General features: G+C 47.0%; 15 protein-coding genes. 10 read left to right on the top strand and 5 right to left on the bottom strand.

The features are described from left to right. Nucleotides 1–39: 39 nt before the first annotated feature. From PY479_RS11770 to PY479_RS11760, 3 genes are read right to left on the bottom strand one after another with little or no spacing between them, the layout of a single operon-like run. Nucleotides 40–2343 (bottom strand): molybdopterin cofactor-binding domain-containing protein, encoded by a 2304-nt coding sequence (locus PY479_RS11770; protein ID WP_275483878.1) that lies wholly within the window; start codon nt 2341–2343, stop codon nt 40–42. Beyond that, nucleotides 2327–2809: a (2Fe-2S)-binding protein gene (locus PY479_RS11765; protein WP_212595254.1), complete on the bottom strand. Its 483-nt coding sequence runs from the start codon at nt 2807–2809 to the stop codon at nt 2327–2329. The genes PY479_RS11770 and PY479_RS11765 overlap by 17 nt, the downstream gene beginning before the upstream one ends. A gap of 20 nt (nt 2810–2829) precedes the next feature. Beyond that, nucleotides 2830–4128, bottom strand: a complete 1299-nt coding sequence (locus tag PY479_RS11760) for a cytochrome c (RefSeq protein WP_275483877.1) — start codon at nt 4126–4128, stop codon at nt 2830–2832. A 404-nt stretch (nt 4129–4532) separates the two neighbouring features. Here PY479_RS11760 and PY479_RS11755 point away from each other — a divergent pair, with 404 nt between their 5' ends. Beyond that, nucleotides 4533–5729 (top strand): MFS transporter, encoded by a 1197-nt coding sequence (locus PY479_RS11755; protein ID WP_212595256.1) that lies wholly within the window; start codon nt 4533–4535, stop codon nt 5727–5729. A 243-nt stretch (nt 5730–5972) separates the two neighbouring features. Then, complete coding sequence (locus PY479_RS11750; RefSeq protein WP_212595257.1) at nt 5973–6689, top strand: sulfite exporter TauE/SafE family protein; 717 nt, start codon at nt 5973–5975, stop codon at nt 6687–6689. A gap of 70 nt (nt 6690–6759) precedes the next feature. Here PY479_RS11750 and PY479_RS11745 read toward each other — a convergent pair whose 3' ends face one another. After that, nucleotides 6760–6951 carry a hypothetical protein gene (locus tag PY479_RS11745; protein ID WP_275483876.1) on the bottom strand — a complete coding sequence of 64 codons (192 nt, stop codon included), beginning with the start codon at nt 6949–6951 and terminating at the stop codon, nt 6760–6762. Between the two features lie 405 nt (nt 6952–7356). Here PY479_RS11745 and PY479_RS11740 point away from each other — a divergent pair, with 405 nt between their 5' ends. Beyond that, entirely contained in the window at nt 7357–8256 is a 900-nt protein-coding gene (locus PY479_RS11740) for a hypothetical protein (RefSeq protein ID WP_275483875.1), read from the top strand. A 45-nt stretch (nt 8257–8301) separates the two neighbouring features. On the opposite strand, the gene PY479_RS11735 is transcribed toward PY479_RS11740, so the two are convergent. After that, nucleotides 8302–8697, bottom strand: a complete 396-nt coding sequence (locus tag PY479_RS11735; protein WP_275483874.1) for a hypothetical protein — start codon at nt 8695–8697, stop codon at nt 8302–8304. 249 nt (nt 8698–8946) lie between these two features. Here PY479_RS11735 and PY479_RS11730 point away from each other — a divergent pair, with 249 nt between their 5' ends. From PY479_RS11730 to PY479_RS11700, 7 genes are all read left to right on the top strand, one after another. Further along, nucleotides 8947–9933, top strand: coding sequence for a hypothetical protein (locus PY479_RS11730; protein ID WP_275483873.1), 987 nt, complete (start codon nt 8947–8949; stop codon nt 9931–9933). Nucleotides 9934–9950: 17 nt separating this feature from the next. Further along, entirely contained in the window at nt 9951–10958 is a 1008-nt protein-coding gene (locus PY479_RS11725) for a WYL domain-containing protein (RefSeq protein ID WP_275483872.1), read from the top strand. A gap of 11 nt (nt 10959–10969) precedes the next feature. Then, a complete protein-coding gene (locus tag PY479_RS11720) occupies nt 10970–11668 on the top strand; it encodes a hypothetical protein (RefSeq protein WP_275483871.1) in 699 nt (232 codons plus the stop codon). Between the two features lie 107 nt (nt 11669–11775). Continuing rightward, nucleotides 11776–15198 carry a DEAD/DEAH box helicase family protein gene (locus PY479_RS11715; RefSeq protein WP_275483870.1) on the top strand — a complete coding sequence of 1141 codons (3423 nt, stop codon included), beginning with the start codon at nt 11776–11778 and terminating at the stop codon, nt 15196–15198. A 21-nt stretch (nt 15199–15219) separates the two neighbouring features. Further along, complete coding sequence (locus tag PY479_RS11710; RefSeq protein WP_275483869.1) at nt 15220–16821, top strand: class I SAM-dependent DNA methyltransferase; 1602 nt, start codon at nt 15220–15222, stop codon at nt 16819–16821. Further along, nucleotides 16818–18011, top strand: coding sequence for a restriction endonuclease subunit S (locus tag PY479_RS11705; protein WP_275483868.1), 1194 nt, complete (start codon nt 16818–16820; stop codon nt 18009–18011). Before PY479_RS11710 ends, PY479_RS11705 begins: the two co-directional genes overlap by 4 nt. Nucleotides 18012–18026: 15 nt before the next feature. Beyond that, nucleotides 18027–19016 carry a 5'-nucleotidase gene (locus PY479_RS11700; RefSeq protein ID WP_275483867.1) on the top strand — a complete coding sequence of 330 codons (990 nt, stop codon included), beginning with the start codon at nt 18027–18029 and terminating at the stop codon, nt 19014–19016. Nucleotides 19017–19081 lie beyond the last annotated feature (65 nt).

Below are 19081 nucleotides of genomic sequence, written 5' to 3'. Positions count from 1 at the left end.
TAAAGCCCGACACAATCATCGGGCTTTATTGTCTAAGGCTTATGCCTTAAGTGCAGTTTTAACGTCATCCGGCGTCATCGGGATTTTTCTCAGTCTTACCCCAACCGCATTATAGATAGCATTGGCAATCGCCGGTGCTACAGGGGTTACTGCCGGCTCACCTAAACCAGAGGGGGCCATCTTGCTGGGCATAAACTCGATTTTGACTTCCGGAGTCTGGCCAATACGCAGCGGTGTGTATGTATCGAAGTTACCATCTTTGAACTTGCCATTAACCAGTTCAGTTCCTTCGTACAGTGCCATCGATAAGCCCCAGAGTGCAGCGCCCTGGCATTGGGCTTCTGCGCCATTCGGGTCAACAATAATTCCGGCATCTACCACAACGTACAGCTTCTGCACATCTACCAGCCCTGTAGCTTTATCAACATGCACCTGTGCGGCAACCGCTACCCAGGTTGGCATATCACGTTCCTGACCAAAAGTGGACGCGATGCCCAGTCCGGTACCTTCTGGTTGCGGGGCACCCCAGCCAATCATTGCGGCAGCCTTTTTCAATACGGCAGCCTGACGACTGGCGCCACCGGCAGCGATTGGACCACTACCCGCATTACGACCTTCAGCCGTCAGCAATCCCAGACGAAACTCCAGCGGATCTTTGCCTGCGTGGTGAGCCGCTTCATCCATAAAGCTTTCTACCGCCCAACCTACCCAACCTGGGCTAACTGAACGTAACCATCCGGGACGGAAAGAATCGTTCGCCAAGTCGTTGGAAACGGCACGTACCTTTTGCGCCCCGACGGTGTACCAGTGATCCGCTCCAGCGATAGAGAACGGGTCAAACGGTTGACCATTGATGCCTTTAGGCATAAATACCGGGATCATCACTTCGGTTGGCCAGCCCGCAGTGGCAGAATGTTCCATCGCGATCACGCCTTTGCTTTCGTCAAAGGCCATTTTCAGTTGCTGTACGGATGCAGAACGTGGGCTGTCGAACGCCAAATCTTGTGGTCGCATCATTAGCATCTTGACCGGTTTTCCGCCCAGCGCCTTAGAGGCTAATGCAGCGGGAACGGTGTAGTCACCGTTCAGACGGCGACCGAAACCACCGCCGAGCAAATACGCCCGAATGGTCACTTCATCTTCACTGACACCCAGAGCTTTGGCCACCACAGGTGTGGTCAGCGATTGCCACTGACAACCCGAATGAACTTCCCAAATGCCGTCCTGATTTTTGAACACCAGGGCATTCAGTGGCTCCATCTGTGCATGCAGTACAGTTGCCGTCAGATATTCATGTTCAATGGTGTCGCTAGCTTTGGCAAATACGGCATCGGTATTGGTATCACCGGTATCAAGAATGGCGCCTTTACTGCTGTCTTTCAGCAGTTCACGGCCATGATTGATAATATCCGCTTCTGATACTTTCGCTGCAGCACCCGCCTCCCAGCTGACTTTCACTTTTGCGGCAGCTTTTTGTGCAGCCATAAAGCTGTCGGCAATCACCATTACCCAGCCTGGGACTGTGCCACTTGGGTCGTCCAGAACGAGTGTCTGCTGGTAGCCTTTCACGGTTTTGGCTTCGCTATCATCCATTTGGGTGACTTTGGAACCATAACGGGTTGGCGGCAGCAAAGGTGCGGCATACACCATCCCCTCGACTTTGGCATCGATACCAAAAATCGCTTTACCGGTGGTTTTGTTGGCGATATCCAACGAAGTCACGGCTTTACCGACCAGCTTCAAATCATCATTGGGTTTCAGCGGCAATGCCTTCAGTTCATCAGCGGTGAACTGACGGGTCAGTCCCATCGCGACTAAATCACCGTAGCTGATCTCGCGGTTGCCAGAGATGACTTTACCATTGTGGGCTTCACAGGCGTGTGGTGAAACGCCCCATTTCTTAGCCGCTGCTTCAATCAGTGCGGTACGGCCGGCTGCCCCTGCCTGACGGTATACCGGCCAACTCTGTGATACTGACCAGCTACCACCAGTGACCATCAATCCCCATTTCTTGGCGCTATCAACGTGAACAATTTCCACGTTTTCCCAAGGTACTTCGAGCTCATCAGCCAGAATGCGGGCGATAGAGGTCCCCACATGCTGGCCCATCTCTGCACGGATAATGTTGACTTTAACTTTGCCGGCCTGATCGATGGAATACCACAGTGACGGTTCGTACAGCGAACCTTCATCTGGCAGAACTTTGCCATCGGCAGTTGCCGGGTCCATTGCAGCAAACACGCTGCGCGGGAAACCAAAGCTAACACCAACCGCCGTCATTGCCACCAGGAACCCACGACGGGTCATGCCGGAGGCTTCACGTTTATTAGACAGCCTGATCATCTTTTGCTCCCTGTTTCATCGCGTCTGCGGCTTCATGAATCGCTTCACGAATACGCACGTAAGTCATACAGCGACAGAGGTTGCCGCCCATTACCGCGTCAATTTCAGCATCTGACGGATTAGGAATATCTTTCAGCAGCGCAGCCGCCTGCATGATCTGACCTGATTGGCAATAGCCACATTGCGGCACCTGATGTTTTTGCCAGGCTTGTTGCAACGGATGATCACCTTTTTCAGACAGACCTTCGATAGTGGTAATGCTGGCACCTTCTACCGCCGATATCGGCGTAATACAGGAACGGGTAGCTCGGCCACCTACATGCACTGTACAGGCACCACAAGTACCGATACCGCAACCAAATTTGGTACCAGTCATGTCCAGTTCGTCACGGATCACCCACAGCAAAGGAGTGTCGCCATCAACGTCAGCCACCACCGGCTTACCATTTAAAATAAATTTCGCCATTTGTTCACTTCTCCCGTGAATTACTGCTCGAACCGGGGTTGATGACGGATCAAACCCACTTGCTGTTGTAGATTTGGCCAAGGTTGCTCGCCTGCGTTATGTCGCAGATATTCGGCAATGGCAGCAATTTCATCATCGCTAAGCGCATGGCGGAATGCTGGCATAACTACGCCAGGAATACCTTGGTTGCTTCTGACACCATCAAGCATCACGTTCACTAAGTTAGTTGGTTCATCCAGATGCACCGCACTGCCCAACGCCAATAATGGCCGACCTTTTTTCAAGGTGTTGCTACTAAAATGGCAGGACGCGCAGGCGGTAGCGTAGAGGCGGGCACCCTGGTTGATACGGGCATCAGGCATTGGAAGTTGTGCCTTAATGGCCGCTTGCAGTTTCGGATTTGCAGCCGGATCGTCGCTGTTATTACCTGCTATATCACCGAAATACACACTCAATGCTTTTAAGTCACTATCGGACAATGCGGCCAGACCGTGATGGACAACAGGAGCCATTGGTCCTGCAGCGCTACCGTGGAATGGTGAGTTACCGGTACGCAGATATTCATAAAAATCCTGTTGGCGCCACGGTAATGGTGAGGTGCTAGTCGCTGTCAGTGATGGCGCAATCCAACCATCAATCGGCGCACCTTCATAGATATGACTGTACTTTTCACCACCTAAAGAATTACGCGGAGTATGGCAGGCACCGCAGTGGGCAATCCCTTCAGCCAGATAGGCCCCACGATTCCATTCTGCGGATTTGTCGGTATGTTCCGCAAAGGCGCTGGTGTCAGCAAACAGCATTTTCCAGCCGGCTTGCAGGAAGCGGATATTCAGCGGGAACGGAATGCCGTTAGCTTTTTTCTCCTGCTTAACCGCGGGCACAGATGACATGATATAGGCATAGATCGATTTGATATCGTCATCAGTCATCTTGTTGAAATGTTCAAAAGGGAAGGCAGGTAGCAGATGATGACCATCGCGGCTGACACCAGTGCGCATGGCACGAATGAATGCCGCTTCAGACCAGTCACCAATGCCAGTCTCTGGGTCAGGTGTAATGTTGCTGGAATAGATAGTCCCGAAGTCGGTATTCATCTGATAGTTACCAGCGTACTCCTGACCACCTGGGGCGGTGTGACAAGTACTGCAATAACCAGCGGCAGCCAGCATCTTTCCATGAGCGATGGTTTCTGCTGAGAATTGATCCTTGGCTGGTGGCGTAATAGGTGCAATTTCGGGGTGCCAGGCGTAGATACCGAACAACACTAGTCCGGCAACCACCACACCACAAATGCTATAAATGATGCGCTTACGCATATCACATTGCCTCACAATTGAGTGGATGATAAAAGGGTAGGGTGAAAACCTAAAAATCCCTTTTTAAATTAATACATTATATTTATTTGCTGAATTCCTTGTCGCTACATTAAGATGTGCTTAATGTAACGTTTTCTGTTATTCATGTGATCTGGATAACAAAACGAGTTTAGTTTAATACAAAACCTTTTTACTGGTAAGCCTTTATGTCGCCGTGTGTGTAATTTCTGAATATTTATTCGGCAGTTATCATGTTGACCTGTATTAGTTGATTGGAATGCAGAGTGAAGGTCGACTAACATGCTGCACTTTTATTAAGACGCCACGTCTAATAGTGTCGGCATCTTAATCTGGCAATAAACGCCCACTTTGGGCACCATTGATTTCAGCGTAAGGGTGTGAAGATGACTTCAGGTAGTACACAGATAGCTTCAGGAAAACAGATGGTGTTAATCCTGATTGCGCTGGCGATGGGCACTTTTACGCTGGGGCTAACAGAGTTTTCGGTGATGCCAATGCTGCCGCTGGTCGCCGATAGTTTCGCGGTATCTGCGGCACAGTCAGGGCATATTATCAGTGCCTACGCGTTAGGGGTTGTCGTAGGCGCGCCGTTATTGATGCTGCTGACACCAACGCTGAACCGACGTACCGCCTTGGTACTATTTGCATTGATGATCTTTGTCTTTAATGGCCTGAGTGCAGCGGCTGCCTCATTTGAACAAATCGTGCTATTCCGTTTTTTAAGTGGTATTCCCCATGGCGCATATTTTGGTACCGCACTGTTATTTGGCGCGAAGTTGGCCCCCGAAGGTCGCAGCACCTTGTACATGTCGCGGGTATTTACCGGGCTGACCATTGCGACGATTGTCGGTGTGCCGGTGGCAACGTTGCTGGCACAACATTTCAGTTGGCGTTGGTCGTTGGTACTGGTGTCGTTATTGGCATTATTGACCTGCTTACTTCTGTGGCGGACCTTACCTTCGCTGCAAGCCGATAGCCAAGGATTACGCAGTGATCTCGCGGTACTGAAAAATCCCCTGGTGTGGCCAATTGTCGGTATCGCTGTGATCGGATTTGGTGGCGTGTTCTGTCTCTATACTTATCTTGCCGATACGATGTTGGACGTCACCAAGGTGCCGGATTACTACATCTCGATTGCGATGGTGATTTTCGGGGTTGGTTCCACCGTGGGTAACTGGCTGTTTGGTCAGGTGAGAGATCGTGTGGTTGCAAAAGTTACCGGCATTGGGTTGATCTATTGTACGGTGCTGGCGCTGGTCTACGTGCAAGCGGCAAACAATGTATGGTTTTTGTATAGTGTGGTGTTCCTGCTGGGCGCCAGTCTGGGGTTAACTACCGTGATCCAGGCAATGCTGATGCGGGTCGCCAAAGGCGGACATGCGGTTATTGGCGCGCTGCTGCAATGTGCCTTTAATAGCGCGAATGCCATCGGCCCCTTGGCCGGCAGTATGGTGTTGGCAAAAGGCTATGCGGCCAACTCCACGGGGTATGTGGCGGCTGCTTTGTTTGCTGGTGGTTTTGTGATGTGGTTTGTCAGCCGCGTGCAACGGCAAAGACAGGAACGACTGGCCGTCGGTTAGAGACCAAAACTACTAAAGTTGTCTGGTGTTGGTTGCTGTACCTGCGGATGTTGGCCAAGGTCAGCACGGCAACAAGCGTTCGAATTTACGATAAAAATGCCGAGTCTTAATCTCGGCATTCGAAATCAGCACCTCAGCACAAACTCCGGCATGCTATGCACCACTTATTTCATCATTCGTTCAGCAGTCACGTTATTATGTTGATACTATTGGATAGCCGTGTTTTTCCACTCTGGACTCGTTGTGCCCATTGAGCTTGCTTTAGGATTAATTGCTGCCGTCACTTCAATTGTCACCGCCATTATTGGCTTCGGCGGTGGTATGTTGCTTATCGCTGTGATGCCGTTGTTTCTGCCCGCGGCGGTGATTATCCCCATTCACGGCTTTACTCAGTTGGCCAGCAACGCCTCTCGGATGGCGTTTGATCTGCAAAACGTTAATCGTCAGCTGCTATGGCCATTCTTAATTGGCTCTATCGCCGGTATCGCCGTATTTGGTTGGCTACTGCTCAATATTCACAGTGATTATATTCCGCTGGCGATTGGTATCTATTTGTTACTGAACACCTGGAGTACCTGGTTTGCACGGTTGATCCTGCGTTATGAAAACTTCTATCTGGTGGGCTTTCTGCAAACAGGTTTAGGATTGGTGGTGGGCGCCACCGGCCCGCTGGGATTAAGCATTCTCAATAAACACATTGATGATCACAATGAGGTGATCGCCACTAGTTCGATGTTTATGACCATTACCCATCTGTCCAAGCTGGCGGTGTTTGGCGTGATGGGATTTGCGTTGTGGGATTATTTGCCAGTGTTACTAACAATGACGCTGTGCTCCATTGCGGGATCGTTTATCGGTACGCGCTTACGCCACAAAGTGCAACGTGAGCAGATAAAGCCGGTCATCAAAATATTGCTGACGTTATTGGCGCTTAACATGATTGCCAAGGTACTGTTATAAAAATAAAAACGCCCTTCGCATCATCACTGAATACGAAAGGCGGGAGCACAACTATTAGATTGCAGGCTGATTAGAAGCTGTAGTTCACCATGAGCTTCATGTACGTCATATCATTATCTTCAACGTCACTGCGGTCGTAGTTCATCAATCCCAGCTGTAAACGTGTCATCACGCCCGGAACTGCGGCAAATTTGTAGCTCAAATCCAGGTTAAGCTCTGAACCCCCATCGTAATGTTTGCCGCTAGCCGCGTTTATGCTCATGTTATCTATGTGGATATCAACGTAGAGCAGCTTGGGGGCCTAAGGCCTGAGAAATCAGGCAAAAAGCGAAATTCAGTTAAGCCAGATTTAGGAGGACACTCTGTCCTCCTCTTATTAAAATCTACGATGTATCGCACAGATATTGATTTTATTAAAGATTTTGTTATTTTCCGAGGTTGCCACTCGCTCACGCAAAGGCTTATAAAGGCACTCTAATCAGAATAGTTTAATCATTAATATCTTATTGATGTTAAAGCTGTAATTCCTCAACGATAAAGTTTAATAACTATGAGCTCAAAATTAACCTTGTTGGTAGCGTTATCATCAATAGCGCTGGGTGCGTGTGTGTCTAAAGATTCAAACCCATACCTGTATGACAGGTTACAGCATCCGGATAGAGTGGCTATGGATGAAACTACTCAGTTGGATGAAGTACTAACTGTTTCTTACATTGGAAAAGCGCTACTAGAGGATGATAATCGCGCGGCGTTAATGACAGAAATAACTGGTTCAAAGAAATATAAGTCGTGGGGTGTCTCAGAAACGTCCACTCTTGCGCAAATGGCAACCGATATGAATGCTGGTGTTGTCGGTTCTACGGCAGGTTATCAGACTGGTGCATTGGTTGCTGGTGCTGGCCTTATCCTCGGTGCAATCTTTGATGGCAGTCAGGATGTTTCATCGGGAGCGTGGTTTCCAGCAGATTATAAAGGAATGCATCTTGCGTCTAATACTGATGCTGTTAATGCGTTATGGGGCTTAGTGCAAAGCAAAGTTGATGCTATCGCTACACGCATTGGTTGGAAGGTGACTTGCACTTATGGTTGCGACAATGGTCAGGCAAAAGGACGTGTTTACTATTTTCAAGCACAAGCAACAAGTTCATTGTCTGCTCAATACATATATCGACCGCAAGATTTTACTCTGACATTTTACCAAGATGGTTTTGAACGAGTGGATGTCAAGGACCCAATCAATGCGCTTTTAGGACAACAAATGGCATGGAAAACCAAGGGAGATAACTCATTTTGTATGTGGCTAGGGAGTAAGCCCATCATGGATGGGGATAAACCGGCGGTTACGGAGAATAAAGAAGGCTACCCAACGCTGAGATGGCGTGAAGATATGGTTCAGACTCATCTTGGTCGGGATATCTTGCGATTTATTAATGATTCGCCTTATACCTTCTATGGCAATGAAAAAGTTTATCCAATCATGGTTTTCTTCAATGGTCAGATATATTCAATGATGGGCAATAGCAATAACCACATCGGATATAAGCTGAAGGATACGAGTGCTTTGTAGTAATAACTAAGCTGGAATAGTTGTGAATATCAACATTCAAACTTATTAATACACAATATTATCCCATTCCTCAGAGCTGGTGGTGTGAGCAACATCCTTGTTTGTAGGAGTGGGATATTTCGGCTCATGTTTTGCTTTGGCTAAAGCTGCTACAGCAGCGTCACGCCAACCTTCACGCCAATGAATAGTGAATCCTTGTAGTTCCAAAGCCAGTAGTAACTCGGGAGGGTTACATAAATGCCCGTTCAGCTTGCTCACTGGGTCGATTAGTGAGGGTAATTCACTGACCATACGATTGAATGCTTCTGTATAAGTTTCGGGGTCTACGATAATGGGGCGCGCAGCCATAATGTCAGGATTATGGTTTAGTGTTTCACCAAATTTTATGAAGATGAGGCCTTCGTTACCTGAGATGCCAACTGATCTGTTAATAAATTCCATCTAATTAATCCAGAAATCCATTTTGCATGGATAATATACCTTATCTATTAATTGTCTATCGTGCCCCCCTGAAACGAAATTAGAAATTGTCCAGTTAAGTAGTGGCGATTTATTTAGCACAAAAATATTTGAATATTCAGTTCCTAAATTCTGTTAACGACATCATTTGACGTTGATATCTCTATTATTACCTCTCAATCATTAGGGAACCGCCTTAATGGCGTTCCCCTTAATTTGAAGGTAAAGGCTATGGTTAATCAGTATTGGGACGAGTTGTACTTGTATGTCAAAAAAGAAGCCGATGGTCGGTGGCTTGGAATTGAGCTTGTCGGTAAAGACCCAGATATCTTTTTGCAAGAGTGTGATGATTTTACTGAAATCTGTACTTGGCGATCACAAGGACCCGAATGTGAGTACTACGACCCTATGCTGTTGATCCGTCTATTTATTATCTCATGGGCTAAGTCGTTACACGGTACCACCTCATGGCTCAAGGCACAGTTATTAATATACGCGACAGATTTTCAATTTAAGCAGCCAGCATTGCGTCAGCTATACACACTTTTTTTAGAAAGTGATAAACCTTTGCTAAGGCAACTTGAACTCACTGCTAACGATAAGAATGGATTAGCTCAAAAATCATTAGTTACAGCAGCAGAATCTGTGCTTGATGAATATCAAAAGCGTTGCGAAAAGCTTAACCGGCAATATTGTGGTGAGCAGCGTTGTTGGCAGGATACTGATTGGTTTTCTTCGACCTCATTGGAGGCTAGCTTGTTACGAGGAAGTCGTAAGTTAAGGCGGAGCAAAGATCGTAATTTTAACTGTTATCTCGCGGAGCTATTCATTGCCGCAATCGTTGTAAAAGAATTTTATCCTGAAAGTCCCTTATTGCACTCGCTAGCCATCATGCCGCTGCGCTTTCCAGTATCATTTGATTATTCAGAACATTATTTTCAACGTGAACTGCTGCATTTTTGCCTGCAGCAACGCGGTAATCGATTCCTATTCGAGCAATTAAGCCGTTTAGCCCCTGAGGACTTCCTATACCTCTGCAGTAAAACGACCTTTACTTTGTCAGAGGGAGAACTCCTAGTCAGATATTTTGATGAGTTTTATCCTGATGATGAGTTGATAGGTTGTTCACACACTAAAGCAGAATACTTGCAATGTTTTATTGACTTAGGTTTGATAGATCCAAAATTAGAAAATGCAAATACAGTGAACGGTAGATGATGGACAAGGAGAGTTCGATGCGTTCAGTCAATGCGGTGAAATCTGTACACCGACAGTGGATGATCCTCAAATTTCTTTCCCGGTCGGCTGAAGGCAAAACCACAGACGAAATCCTGGATCATTTAACATCGGAAGACGTTTCCCAACAGCTGCGTACTATTCAACGCGATTTGGCGTTCCTATCTGAAATATTTCATATCGAGAATGAAAGGAACGGGCATGAAGTGCGTTGGCGTTGGATGCCAGGAAGTTCTGGTGCATTGATGCCCGGCTTGTCATTTTCAGACTGTCTGTCTTTATTACTGGTAGAAAGTTCAATTAAGCCATTGCTACCTGTGCAGTTGCTCAAGCGTTTACAGCCACAGTTTGCTTTAGCAAAGCAAACATTGTCTCAGTCATCGTTGTTTGCAAACTGGTCCGAAAAATTTGCTTCTGCCGCGCCAGAGCTTAGTAATATCCCGCCGTTAATCGATGAAAAGGTATTGGAGCGGGTACAGAATGCCGTGTTACGCCAACAGCAGCTTGAGATCCGATACCAGGCAATCAATCATTCTGCACCTAGGCAATATCACCTCGCTCCCTTGGCACTCGTCCAGCGCGGCCAAGTGTTATATCTGATTGCGACTGTTGAAGGACATTCAGACATACGTCGATTTGCGATGCATCGCATGAGTTCAGCCGAACTTTTAGGGATGAATAACCCCATAACCGACTTTTCATTAAAAGCGTATCTTGCTGCAGGAGGTATGCAGTTCGCCAGCGATGACGCAGCTGGTTCTATCCAACTTAAAGCTCGCGTGCGTAAGCAACAAGCAAGCTTTATCGCAGAGCAACCCATAGCAGAAGATATGGAGTTAACTCCGATAGATGATGATTGGTATCGACTTGAAGCTACCGTCTCCGATAGCTGGCAACTGCGTTGGTGGATTATGTCTCATGCAGCCGATATTGAAGTGTTAGAGCCCGAAAACTTGAGGGCAAACGTAAGTAAACAATTGGAAAACGCGGTAGCGTTGTATTCTTAAAAGGAAGAAAAATGAATCATTTAGTTGAGGTTAGCAAGGAAGCACTTGCTCAGATGTTACTTAATGGCTTTGAAGCTTTTGTCATTAAGCATGGTAACAAGAAGCGCAGTGGCATAGAGTTTCATGCATCTCTGTATGGCGATATCGACATTGACGAAGAGAACGATGAGTACCGTAACCGAATTCAGTTTGTTTCTGTTGATACATCTGCGGAGATGGCTAGTGGTTCAGTGGGTAACAAAGCTGAAGCTGAAGATTTAAAAGAAGATATCGCAGAACAGTTGGGATATTACCGTCTAGGCAATATCCATAGTCATCCTTATCTCAAGGATGAGATGCCATTAGATCAGGTTAGAGAACGTGGGTGTCTATTTTCTGAAGGAGACGACGAATTCTTTCTGCTGGAGTTAGATAAATATAATCCTGGCGCGTACATACTGGAACTGGTACTTACCATCAAACAATTGGAAAAGCAGAATACCGCCAGAGATGGACGCATTGATGATCAAGTTATTGAGTTCTCAGTGGGAAACTGTAAGTGTTTTCTTCGTGCACAAGCATTCTCAAAAACTGATGATGGCGAATTAATCGAAGAACCGACAAAACTTATTTGTGAGTATTTAGAAGAGTTTACTTACATCGGTGCAGATTTTGGTCGAGTAGCGGCTAAAGAAAACCGTAAACGAGTACTTGAGTACAAACCTCGTTAACGCTTGATGAGGCTTGGGAACACCCAGCCTCTAATTATGCTGTTAATACGCGATTTGGTAATTGCACTGATAGGTAAATGTTCCCAACGCATAATGGATTTAGCGGAATGAAGCAGTCAAAGAACTTTGAGCATATAAAAAACAAGTGGCCCGAGTTATATCAATTAGGGGTATTTGCCGAAGAATACGCAATTTCTGATCCTCAGAGTTCTTTGGTAAAAATGCGTTGTTTTGCTGAAAAAGTGGTGGGGTATCTTTACAACGAATTGCGCCTACCGGTACTGCCAAACGCTAATATCTACGACAAGCTCATTTCCGACGAGTTTACCTCCGTAGTGCCGCAGCTTATTAGCGATAAGCTGCATGCTCTGCGTAAAAGCGGTAACCAAGCCGCGCATGATGGCAAAGTTGACCAACAGCAAGCCATCTGGATTTTAAAAGAAGGCTACTTCATTGCTTGCTACTTATTCATGGCTTACGACGGTGGCAAACAGCAAGATTGTCCTGAGTTTGTACAACCACAGCAACAGCAACCTGCGTCGCAAGATCACATTGAATATCAGCGTAAAAATAAAAAACTACAGCAGCAACTTGCCGAAAACGAAGCGCGTTTGCAGCAAGCGCTTGCTGAGTTAGATCAAGCGCAGCAGGCGCAAGCTGATGCTCAGCGTAAGGCCGCAATACTGCAACAAACTATCAATCAGACCAAGATTGACAGCATCAAGCAACAAAACCCCACCATTACTTCTAGTTTCGATTTCAAAGAAGCGGAAACACGCGCGCGTATCATCGACATGGATCTGCGCGCCGCCGGTTGGAATGTCTCATTGGATGAAAGCTCTACCGACGAAGTGCGCAAAGAGTTTGTGGTACCTCACCAGCCAACAACTAGCGGTATGGGCCGAGTCGATTACGTACTGTTTGATGACGATGAAAAGCCGTTAGCGGTGATTGAAGCCAAGCGCACTCGTGAATCGGTAGAGAAAGGTCGAGAGCAAGCCAAAATTTATGCAGATGCGCTGGATAAAGAATACGGTCAACGACCGGTAATCTTTTATTCCAATGGTTACGACATCCGCATTTTGGATGACAAACAAGGCTACAACAGCCGTAAAATTTACGGTTATTACTCCAAAGACAGCCTGCAATATCTCATTAAGCAGCGCGGTCTTAAACAGGATTTAAACCAAACCCCCATCGATACCAATGTCGCTGGGCGTTTGTATCAGATTGAAACCATTACTCGGGTGTGCGAGCGGTTTAGCGATAAACGCCGTAAGGCGCTTATTGTGCAAGCCACAGGCACTGGTAAAACGCGCGTTGCCATTGCCTTGGCCAAAAGACTATTGGATGCTAGTTGGGCCAAACGTGTGCTGTTTTTGTGTGACCGCAAAGAGCTGCGCAAACAGGCGGGCAATGCCTTTAACGAATTTACCCAAGAGCCACTGTATATACTGGGTAAAAGTAAGAAAGAGTTAGCCAATAGTGCGCGAGTATTTATTGCTACCTATCCGGGCATGATGCGCATCTTTCAACAGTACGATGTCGGTTACTTTGACCTTATTGTTGCCGATGAATCGCACCGTTCCATCTACAACATCTATGGCGATATTTTTAAATACTTCGATGCATTAGAAGTTGGACTCACTGCGACGCCAGTGGAAATGGTGTCCCGTTCTACCTGCATTAAACTGCCCACCGCCAACTACCCTCTGGAGCAGGCCATTGAAGAGCGTAATTTGGTCCCCTTTAAAATTGTTAGCTTAACCACTAAATTTCTACGCGATGGTATCAGTAAAGACACCCTGACCGATGAACAAGTTGCTGAGTTGGAAGACCAAGGACTAGATCCCAATGACCTCGACTTCAGTGCCAGCCAAATTGATGAAACGGTCAAAAACAAAGATACCAACCGCATCATCCTGCGTAATTTGATGGAAAAGGGGTTGCGTGATGCTGATGGGCAATTGCCCGGAAAGTCCATCGTATTTGCTCGTAACATCAACCATGCTGAGTTACTGGCAGAGCTGTTCAGTGAACTGTATCCACAGCTTGGTGCTAATTTCTGCCGCGTGATCCATTCTAAATATGAACGCGCCGAAGAACTGATTGATGATTTCAAATCGACGGCCGAGAGCAGTGTGCGTATTGCCATCTCGGTTGACATGCTCGATACCGGTATTGATGTGCCCGAAGTGGTCAACCTGGTGTTTGCCAAGCCGGTAAAATCCAAGGTGAAGTTCTGGCAGATGATTGGCCGTGGTACGCGCCTGTGTAAAAACCTTTATGGGCCAGGCAAAGATAAAACCCACTTCCTGATTTTCGACCATTGGGGCAATTTTGAATATTTTGCAATGGATCCTGCTGAGGAAGATGTGGTGCAAAACAAATCGCTGTTGCAAAAGTTGTTTGAGGCAAGAGTATTGCTGGCAGAAACCGCACTGAAAAAAGCCGATATCGCAACCTTTGATGACGTCATTAAGCTGATCCACGCCGACATAGGCGCGCTGGATATGAACACCATCGCGGTGCGGGATAACTGGCAAGTGGTGGAGCGCTGCAAGGATGAAAAATACCTCAACCAGTTTGCGCCCAAAACTAAAGCGGAGCTGTATCAGCAGATTGCACCATTAATGCAGTGGCGCAATATCATGGGGCAGAGCGAAGCGTTTAAGTTCGATAACGACATGGCCACTATCCAAACGCTGCGCTACATTGACCCGAGCCAAATTGACCCGTTACGTATAGCGCTGGTGGCCAAAATTGCCAAATTGCAAATGCACCTCAACGAAGTGCGCGCCAAAGCCAGCGACATCGCAGCCATCCAACAAGACAGTTACTGGCAAGACCTCAGTTTTGCCCAATTAGAACAAAGCCGCAAAGCACTGCGTGGTATTATCCATCTGCGCGATAAAGTGGCTCTGCCGCCTGCTACCGATTATGTCATCGACATCAAAGAGAACGCCGATGAAATCCGTGAAACTTCACGAGCAGCCAATATCGTGTCGATTGATTATCAGATCTATCGCCAAGAGGTCGAAAAGACGCTTGAACCGCTATTTGCCACCGATGTGGTGCTGAAAAAAATTCGGGCAGGGGAATTAGTAACCGAACAGGAGTTGGTGCAACTTAACTCGCTGGTACACACCCAAAATCCCAATGTAGACTTGAACACCTTAAAAGCGTTTTTCCCGGAATCGACAGTCTCGCTGGATAAAATTCTGCGCACCATTATCGGCATGGACCAAGAAGTCATCGAGCGGGAATTTACCGTATTTGTGCAGCAAACCCATACGGTGATGAATGCCAAACAACAACGCTTTATCGGCATGTTGAAAAATTACTTGATCCGCTATGGAGCAATCAATATCGGTCAGTTATACGACCAGCCCTTTACCAGCATTCACGACATGGGGCTGGATGGCGTATTCAGTGAACAACAGGCCAATGTCATTCAACAATTTATTCAGCAGTTTGATGTGGTGTTAGGTCAACCGCACACCCGAATTGAACGTGCTATCACTCTTTAATTTAAGTAGTACAGGACAACCATGATCACCGGTCAGTTAAGAAGTAAAATTGACAAACTCTGGGAAGAATTTTGGACAGGCGGTATCACCAACCCGCTCACCGTGATTGAGCAAATCACCTTTCTGATTTATGCCCGCATGTTAGACATGAACGAGCAAGCGGATGAAAAGCGTGCTGCCCGTACTGGTCGCCCATTCAACCGCCGCTTTGCTGATTATGAGCAACACCTGCGCTGGCAAAACTTCCGTCATTTAGGTGCCGATAAGTTGTATAAGCTGGTGAAAGATGAGCTGTTCCCCTATTTTGCCGAAAGCTCTGCCAGTACCGTTACCGCTTCAGAAGATGGCTCACTGTTTGCCGACTTTATGAAAGACGCGCAACTGATGATCCAAAAGCACAGTTTGCTGGTGAAAGCGGTCGAAATGGTCAATGACCTGCCATTGGATAACGCCGATACCAAAGGCGATTTGTACGAATACCTGCTGAGTAAACTCACTACCGCCGGTATTAACGGTCAGTTCAGAACCCCGCGCCACATTATCCGCACCATGGTGGAAATGTTAGACCCCAGCGTGAACAGCCGTATTTGCGATCCGGCCTGTGGTACCGGCGGCTTTTTGGTGACCGCCTACGAATACCTGTTGCAGAAATACACCTCCGCCGATGCAGTAGAGCGTGAGCCGCTGTTCGACAGTGACGGCAAGCCATTGCTGGACATCAATGGTCAGCAGCAGGTCAACTTGCTGTATGCCGGTGACTTAATTACCCCAGAACAACGCGAATATATCGATAGCGATATGTTCTACGGTTTTGACTTTGACTCCACCATGTTACGGGTAGCGGCGATGAACTTGGTGATGCACGGTATTCGCCAGCCCGACATTCATTACCAAGATACCTTAAGCCAAAGCTTTAAAGAGCGTTACCCCAAAGAGGCATCCGAAGGTTTTGACATTATTCTGGCGAATCCGCCGTTTAAAGGCAGCCTCGATGAAGAGGATATTTGCCCCAACGTACTGCGTAAAGTTAAAACCAAAAAAACTGAACTGCTGTTTGTGGCGCAAATTGAAAACATGCTCAAAATCGGTGGCCAGTCGGCCACCATTGTGCCCGATGGCGTATTGTTCGGTTCATCTAAAGCCCACCAGCAGTTACGTTCACAGCTGGTGGAGCATAACCAGTTAGAAGCGGTTATCTCACTGCCCAGCGGCGTATTCAAACCTTACGCTGGCGTGTCTACCGCCATTTTGATTTTCACCAAAGGCGGTAGCACCAATAACGTCTGGTTTTATGATGTGCAGGCCGATGGTTTCAGCCTGGATGACAAGCGTAACCCGATTAAAGACAACGACCTGCCTGACCTGCTCCAGCAATACCGCGCCTACCAACAAGCGGTCAGCAGCAATGCTTCGTTAGCGCCGTGGCAGGATAAAACTGAAAAGGCATTTATTGTCAGCAAAGACGCTATTGTGGCGCAAAACTACGACCTCTCCATCAACCGCTACAAAGAGGTGGTGTATGAAGCGCAAACCTACGAAGACCCAAAAGTAATTCTCGGTAAGCTTAAAACACTGGAAAACGAGATTCTTGCTGACTTAGCAGCATTGGAGAAAATGCTATGAGTTGGCCGATGGTGAAGTTGGGAGATGTTTGTGCCTTAGTAAATGGAGATCGAGGTAAAAACTATCCATCAAAAGAGGCTCTTTTTTCAGATGGAATTCCGTTCATCAATGCAGGCAATTTGCAGAATGACCTTTCAATAAAATGTGAGGGGGCAAATTACATAACGGAAGAACGGTTTTCTCTCCTGAGTAACGGTAAAGTTCAAGTTAATGATATTTTATTCTGTCTTCGCGGTTCTCTCGGAAAGTTTGCGATTGTTGGAAAAGAGATTTCAAAAGGGGCTATTGCATCTTCTTTGGTAATCATTCGCCCAAAATGCCAGTTAAATAATAGTTTTTTAAAAAACTATCTACGAAGTTCGTTATGTAAAAGAGAAATAGAGCGTTTCGAAAATGGTGCTGCTCAACCAAATTTGTCAGCGAAGGATTTGAAGGAATTCCTTATACCTCTGCCACCACTCGCAGAGCAGCAACGCATTGCGGCGATTCTGGATAAAGCCGATGCCATTCGCCAAAAGCGCCAACAAGCCATCAAGCTGGCCGACGACTTCCTCCGCAGTGTGTTTCTGGAGATGTTTGGCGATCCGGTCACCAATCCGAAAGGTTGGACTGTAGGCACAATTAGAGATTTAGTAACGTCGGTTAATTACGGAACATCAGCGAAGGCATCTGAGACTGATGGTGAGTTTCCTATTCTTCGTATGGGCAATATTACCTATGAAGGAAAGTGGGATTTTACCGACCTTAAATATATTGATTTAAGCGAAAAAGACCAAGATAAGTATCTAGCTAAAAAAGGTGACCTTTTGTTTAATCGCACCAACAGTAAAGAGCTGGTGGGTAAAACGGCGGTCTTTAATGAAGAAGAATCAATGGCAATTGCCGGTTATCTGATTCGAGTTCGTACTAATGAGCTTGGTAATCCGTGGTATATCTCAGCGTATTTAAACTCGATTCACGGTAAGCAGACCTTGCTAAATATGTGCAAAAGCATTGTGGGTATGGCAAATATCAATGCTCAAGAACTCCAAGATATCCAAATTATGCTGCCACCATTGAGCTTACAAGATAGATTTGCTTCCATTGTAAATGCCGTGAATGAACGGTTGTCTAAGAATGCTGTATCAAGCAACTATCTGACGGATTTGTTTAACGCGCTTTCCCAAAAAGCTTTCTCCGGCCAACTATAAACACAAGGATGGTTTATGCCGTTAGATCTCAGTAACACCTTGGTGGTCGGTATCTCCGCCACTGCGCTGTTTGATATGAACGAGTCAGACAGAATGTTTCGTGAGACGAAGGCAGATGATCCGGATAAAGCCATTGAGCTATTTCGTGACTATATGCGCGCGCATGAAGATATTCCGCTGGCACCCGGCACCGGCTTTCCGCTCGTCAAGGCCTTGTTGGGGCTGAACCAGTACATGCAAGCAGGTGATAAGTCGCCGCTGGTGGAAGTGGTGGTGATGTCACGCAACAGCCCAGATACGGGCTTGCGGGTACTCAAAACCATTCGCCACGAAAAACTGAATATCACCCGCTCGGCGTTTACTGCCGGTGAATCGGCGGCTGATTATGTGGAAGCGTTTGATGTGGACTTGTTTCTCACCACCGACGTGGCCGATGCGCAAAAGGTGATTGACTCGGGTCATAGTGCCGCCGCCATTTTAAAAGATCCGCCGAAAGATCATGCAAGCATTCCCGAGGGGCAAGTGCGCATCGCCTTCGACGGTGATGCCGTGCTGTTTTCTGATAAAAGCGAACTGGTGTATAAAACCCAAGGTATGGCAGCGTTTCACGCGCAGGAAGATGCGATGCAAGATACGCCGATGGAAGAAGGTCCTTACGCCACCTTGCTGAAGAAACTCGCCAAACTGCAAGACCGCCTGCCAATGCGGGTGGAATACTCGCCAGTGCGTATCGCCATTGTCACCGCCCGCAACAGCCCGTCAGAAATGCGAGTGATTAAAACCCTGCGCGCCTGGGGCGTGTATGTGGATGAAGCCTTTTTCTTGGGCGGGTTAGAGAAGGACAAGGTATTAAAAGCCTTTAAACCGCATATCTTTTTTGATGACCAAGACGTACATCTGGATGCCGCGGCCAACTTAGTCCCCTCTGGCAAAGTGCCATATTTGAGCACTTCGCGACTCCCTACTGTGCTAGTGAAAGAAACAACTAATAGCGATGCAGAGTGATAAACGCCTGTTAATGGCGGTTTTAAAGATACATCTTTTTGATTTTACAAAATTGGTTACTAAAA

It is taken from the genome of Shewanella sp. A32 (assembly GCF_029167175.1).
Taxonomy (GTDB): Bacteria; Pseudomonadota; Gammaproteobacteria; order Enterobacterales; family Shewanellaceae; genus Shewanella; species Shewanella yunxiaonensis.
The sequence above is the reverse complement of the archived record's forward strand: the minus strand, read 5'-3'. Positions and strand labels throughout refer to the sequence as shown.

Bases quoted from the DNA above. Each gene is read 5' to 3' on its own strand.
- PY479_RS11770 (WP_275483878.1), bottom strand. From the start codon at position 2,343: ATGATCAGGCTGTCTAATAAACGTGAAGCCTCCGGCATGACCCGTCGT.
- PY479_RS11705 (WP_275483868.1), top strand. From the start codon at position 16,818: ATGAGTTGGCCGATGGTGAAGTTGGGAGATGTTTGTGCCTTAGTAAAT.
- PY479_RS11735 (WP_275483874.1), bottom strand. From the start codon at position 8,697: ATGGAATTTATTAACAGATCAGTTGGCATCTCAGGTAACGAAGGCCTC.
- PY479_RS11700 (WP_275483867.1), top strand. From the start codon at position 18,027: ATGCCGTTAGATCTCAGTAACACCTTGGTGGTCGGTATCTCCGCCACT.
- PY479_RS11730 (WP_275483873.1), top strand. From the start codon at position 8,947: ATGGTTAATCAGTATTGGGACGAGTTGTACTTGTATGTCAAAAAAGAA.
- PY479_RS11710 (WP_275483869.1), top strand. From the start codon at position 15,220: ATGATCACCGGTCAGTTAAGAAGTAAAATTGACAAACTCTGGGAAGAA.
- PY479_RS11725 (WP_275483872.1), top strand. From the start codon at position 9,951: ATGCGTTCAGTCAATGCGGTGAAATCTGTACACCGACAGTGGATGATC.
- PY479_RS11765 (WP_212595254.1), bottom strand. From the start codon at position 2,809: ATGGCGAAATTTATTTTAAATGGTAAGCCGGTGGTGGCTGACGTTGAT.
- PY479_RS11760 (WP_275483877.1), bottom strand. From the start codon at position 4,128: ATGCGTAAGCGCATCATTTATAGCATTTGTGGTGTGGTGGTTGCCGGA.
- PY479_RS11745 (WP_275483876.1), bottom strand. From the start codon at position 6,951: ATGAGCATAAACGCGGCTAGCGGCAAACATTACGATGGGGGTTCAGAG.
- PY479_RS11715 (WP_275483870.1), top strand. From the start codon at position 11,776: ATGAAGCAGTCAAAGAACTTTGAGCATATAAAAAACAAGTGGCCCGAG.
- PY479_RS11740 (WP_275483875.1), top strand. From the start codon at position 7,357: ATGGATGAAACTACTCAGTTGGATGAAGTACTAACTGTTTCTTACATT.
- PY479_RS11755 (WP_212595256.1), top strand. From the start codon at position 4,533: ATGACTTCAGGTAGTACACAGATAGCTTCAGGAAAACAGATGGTGTTA.
- PY479_RS11720 (WP_275483871.1), top strand. From the start codon at position 10,970: ATGAATCATTTAGTTGAGGTTAGCAAGGAAGCACTTGCTCAGATGTTA.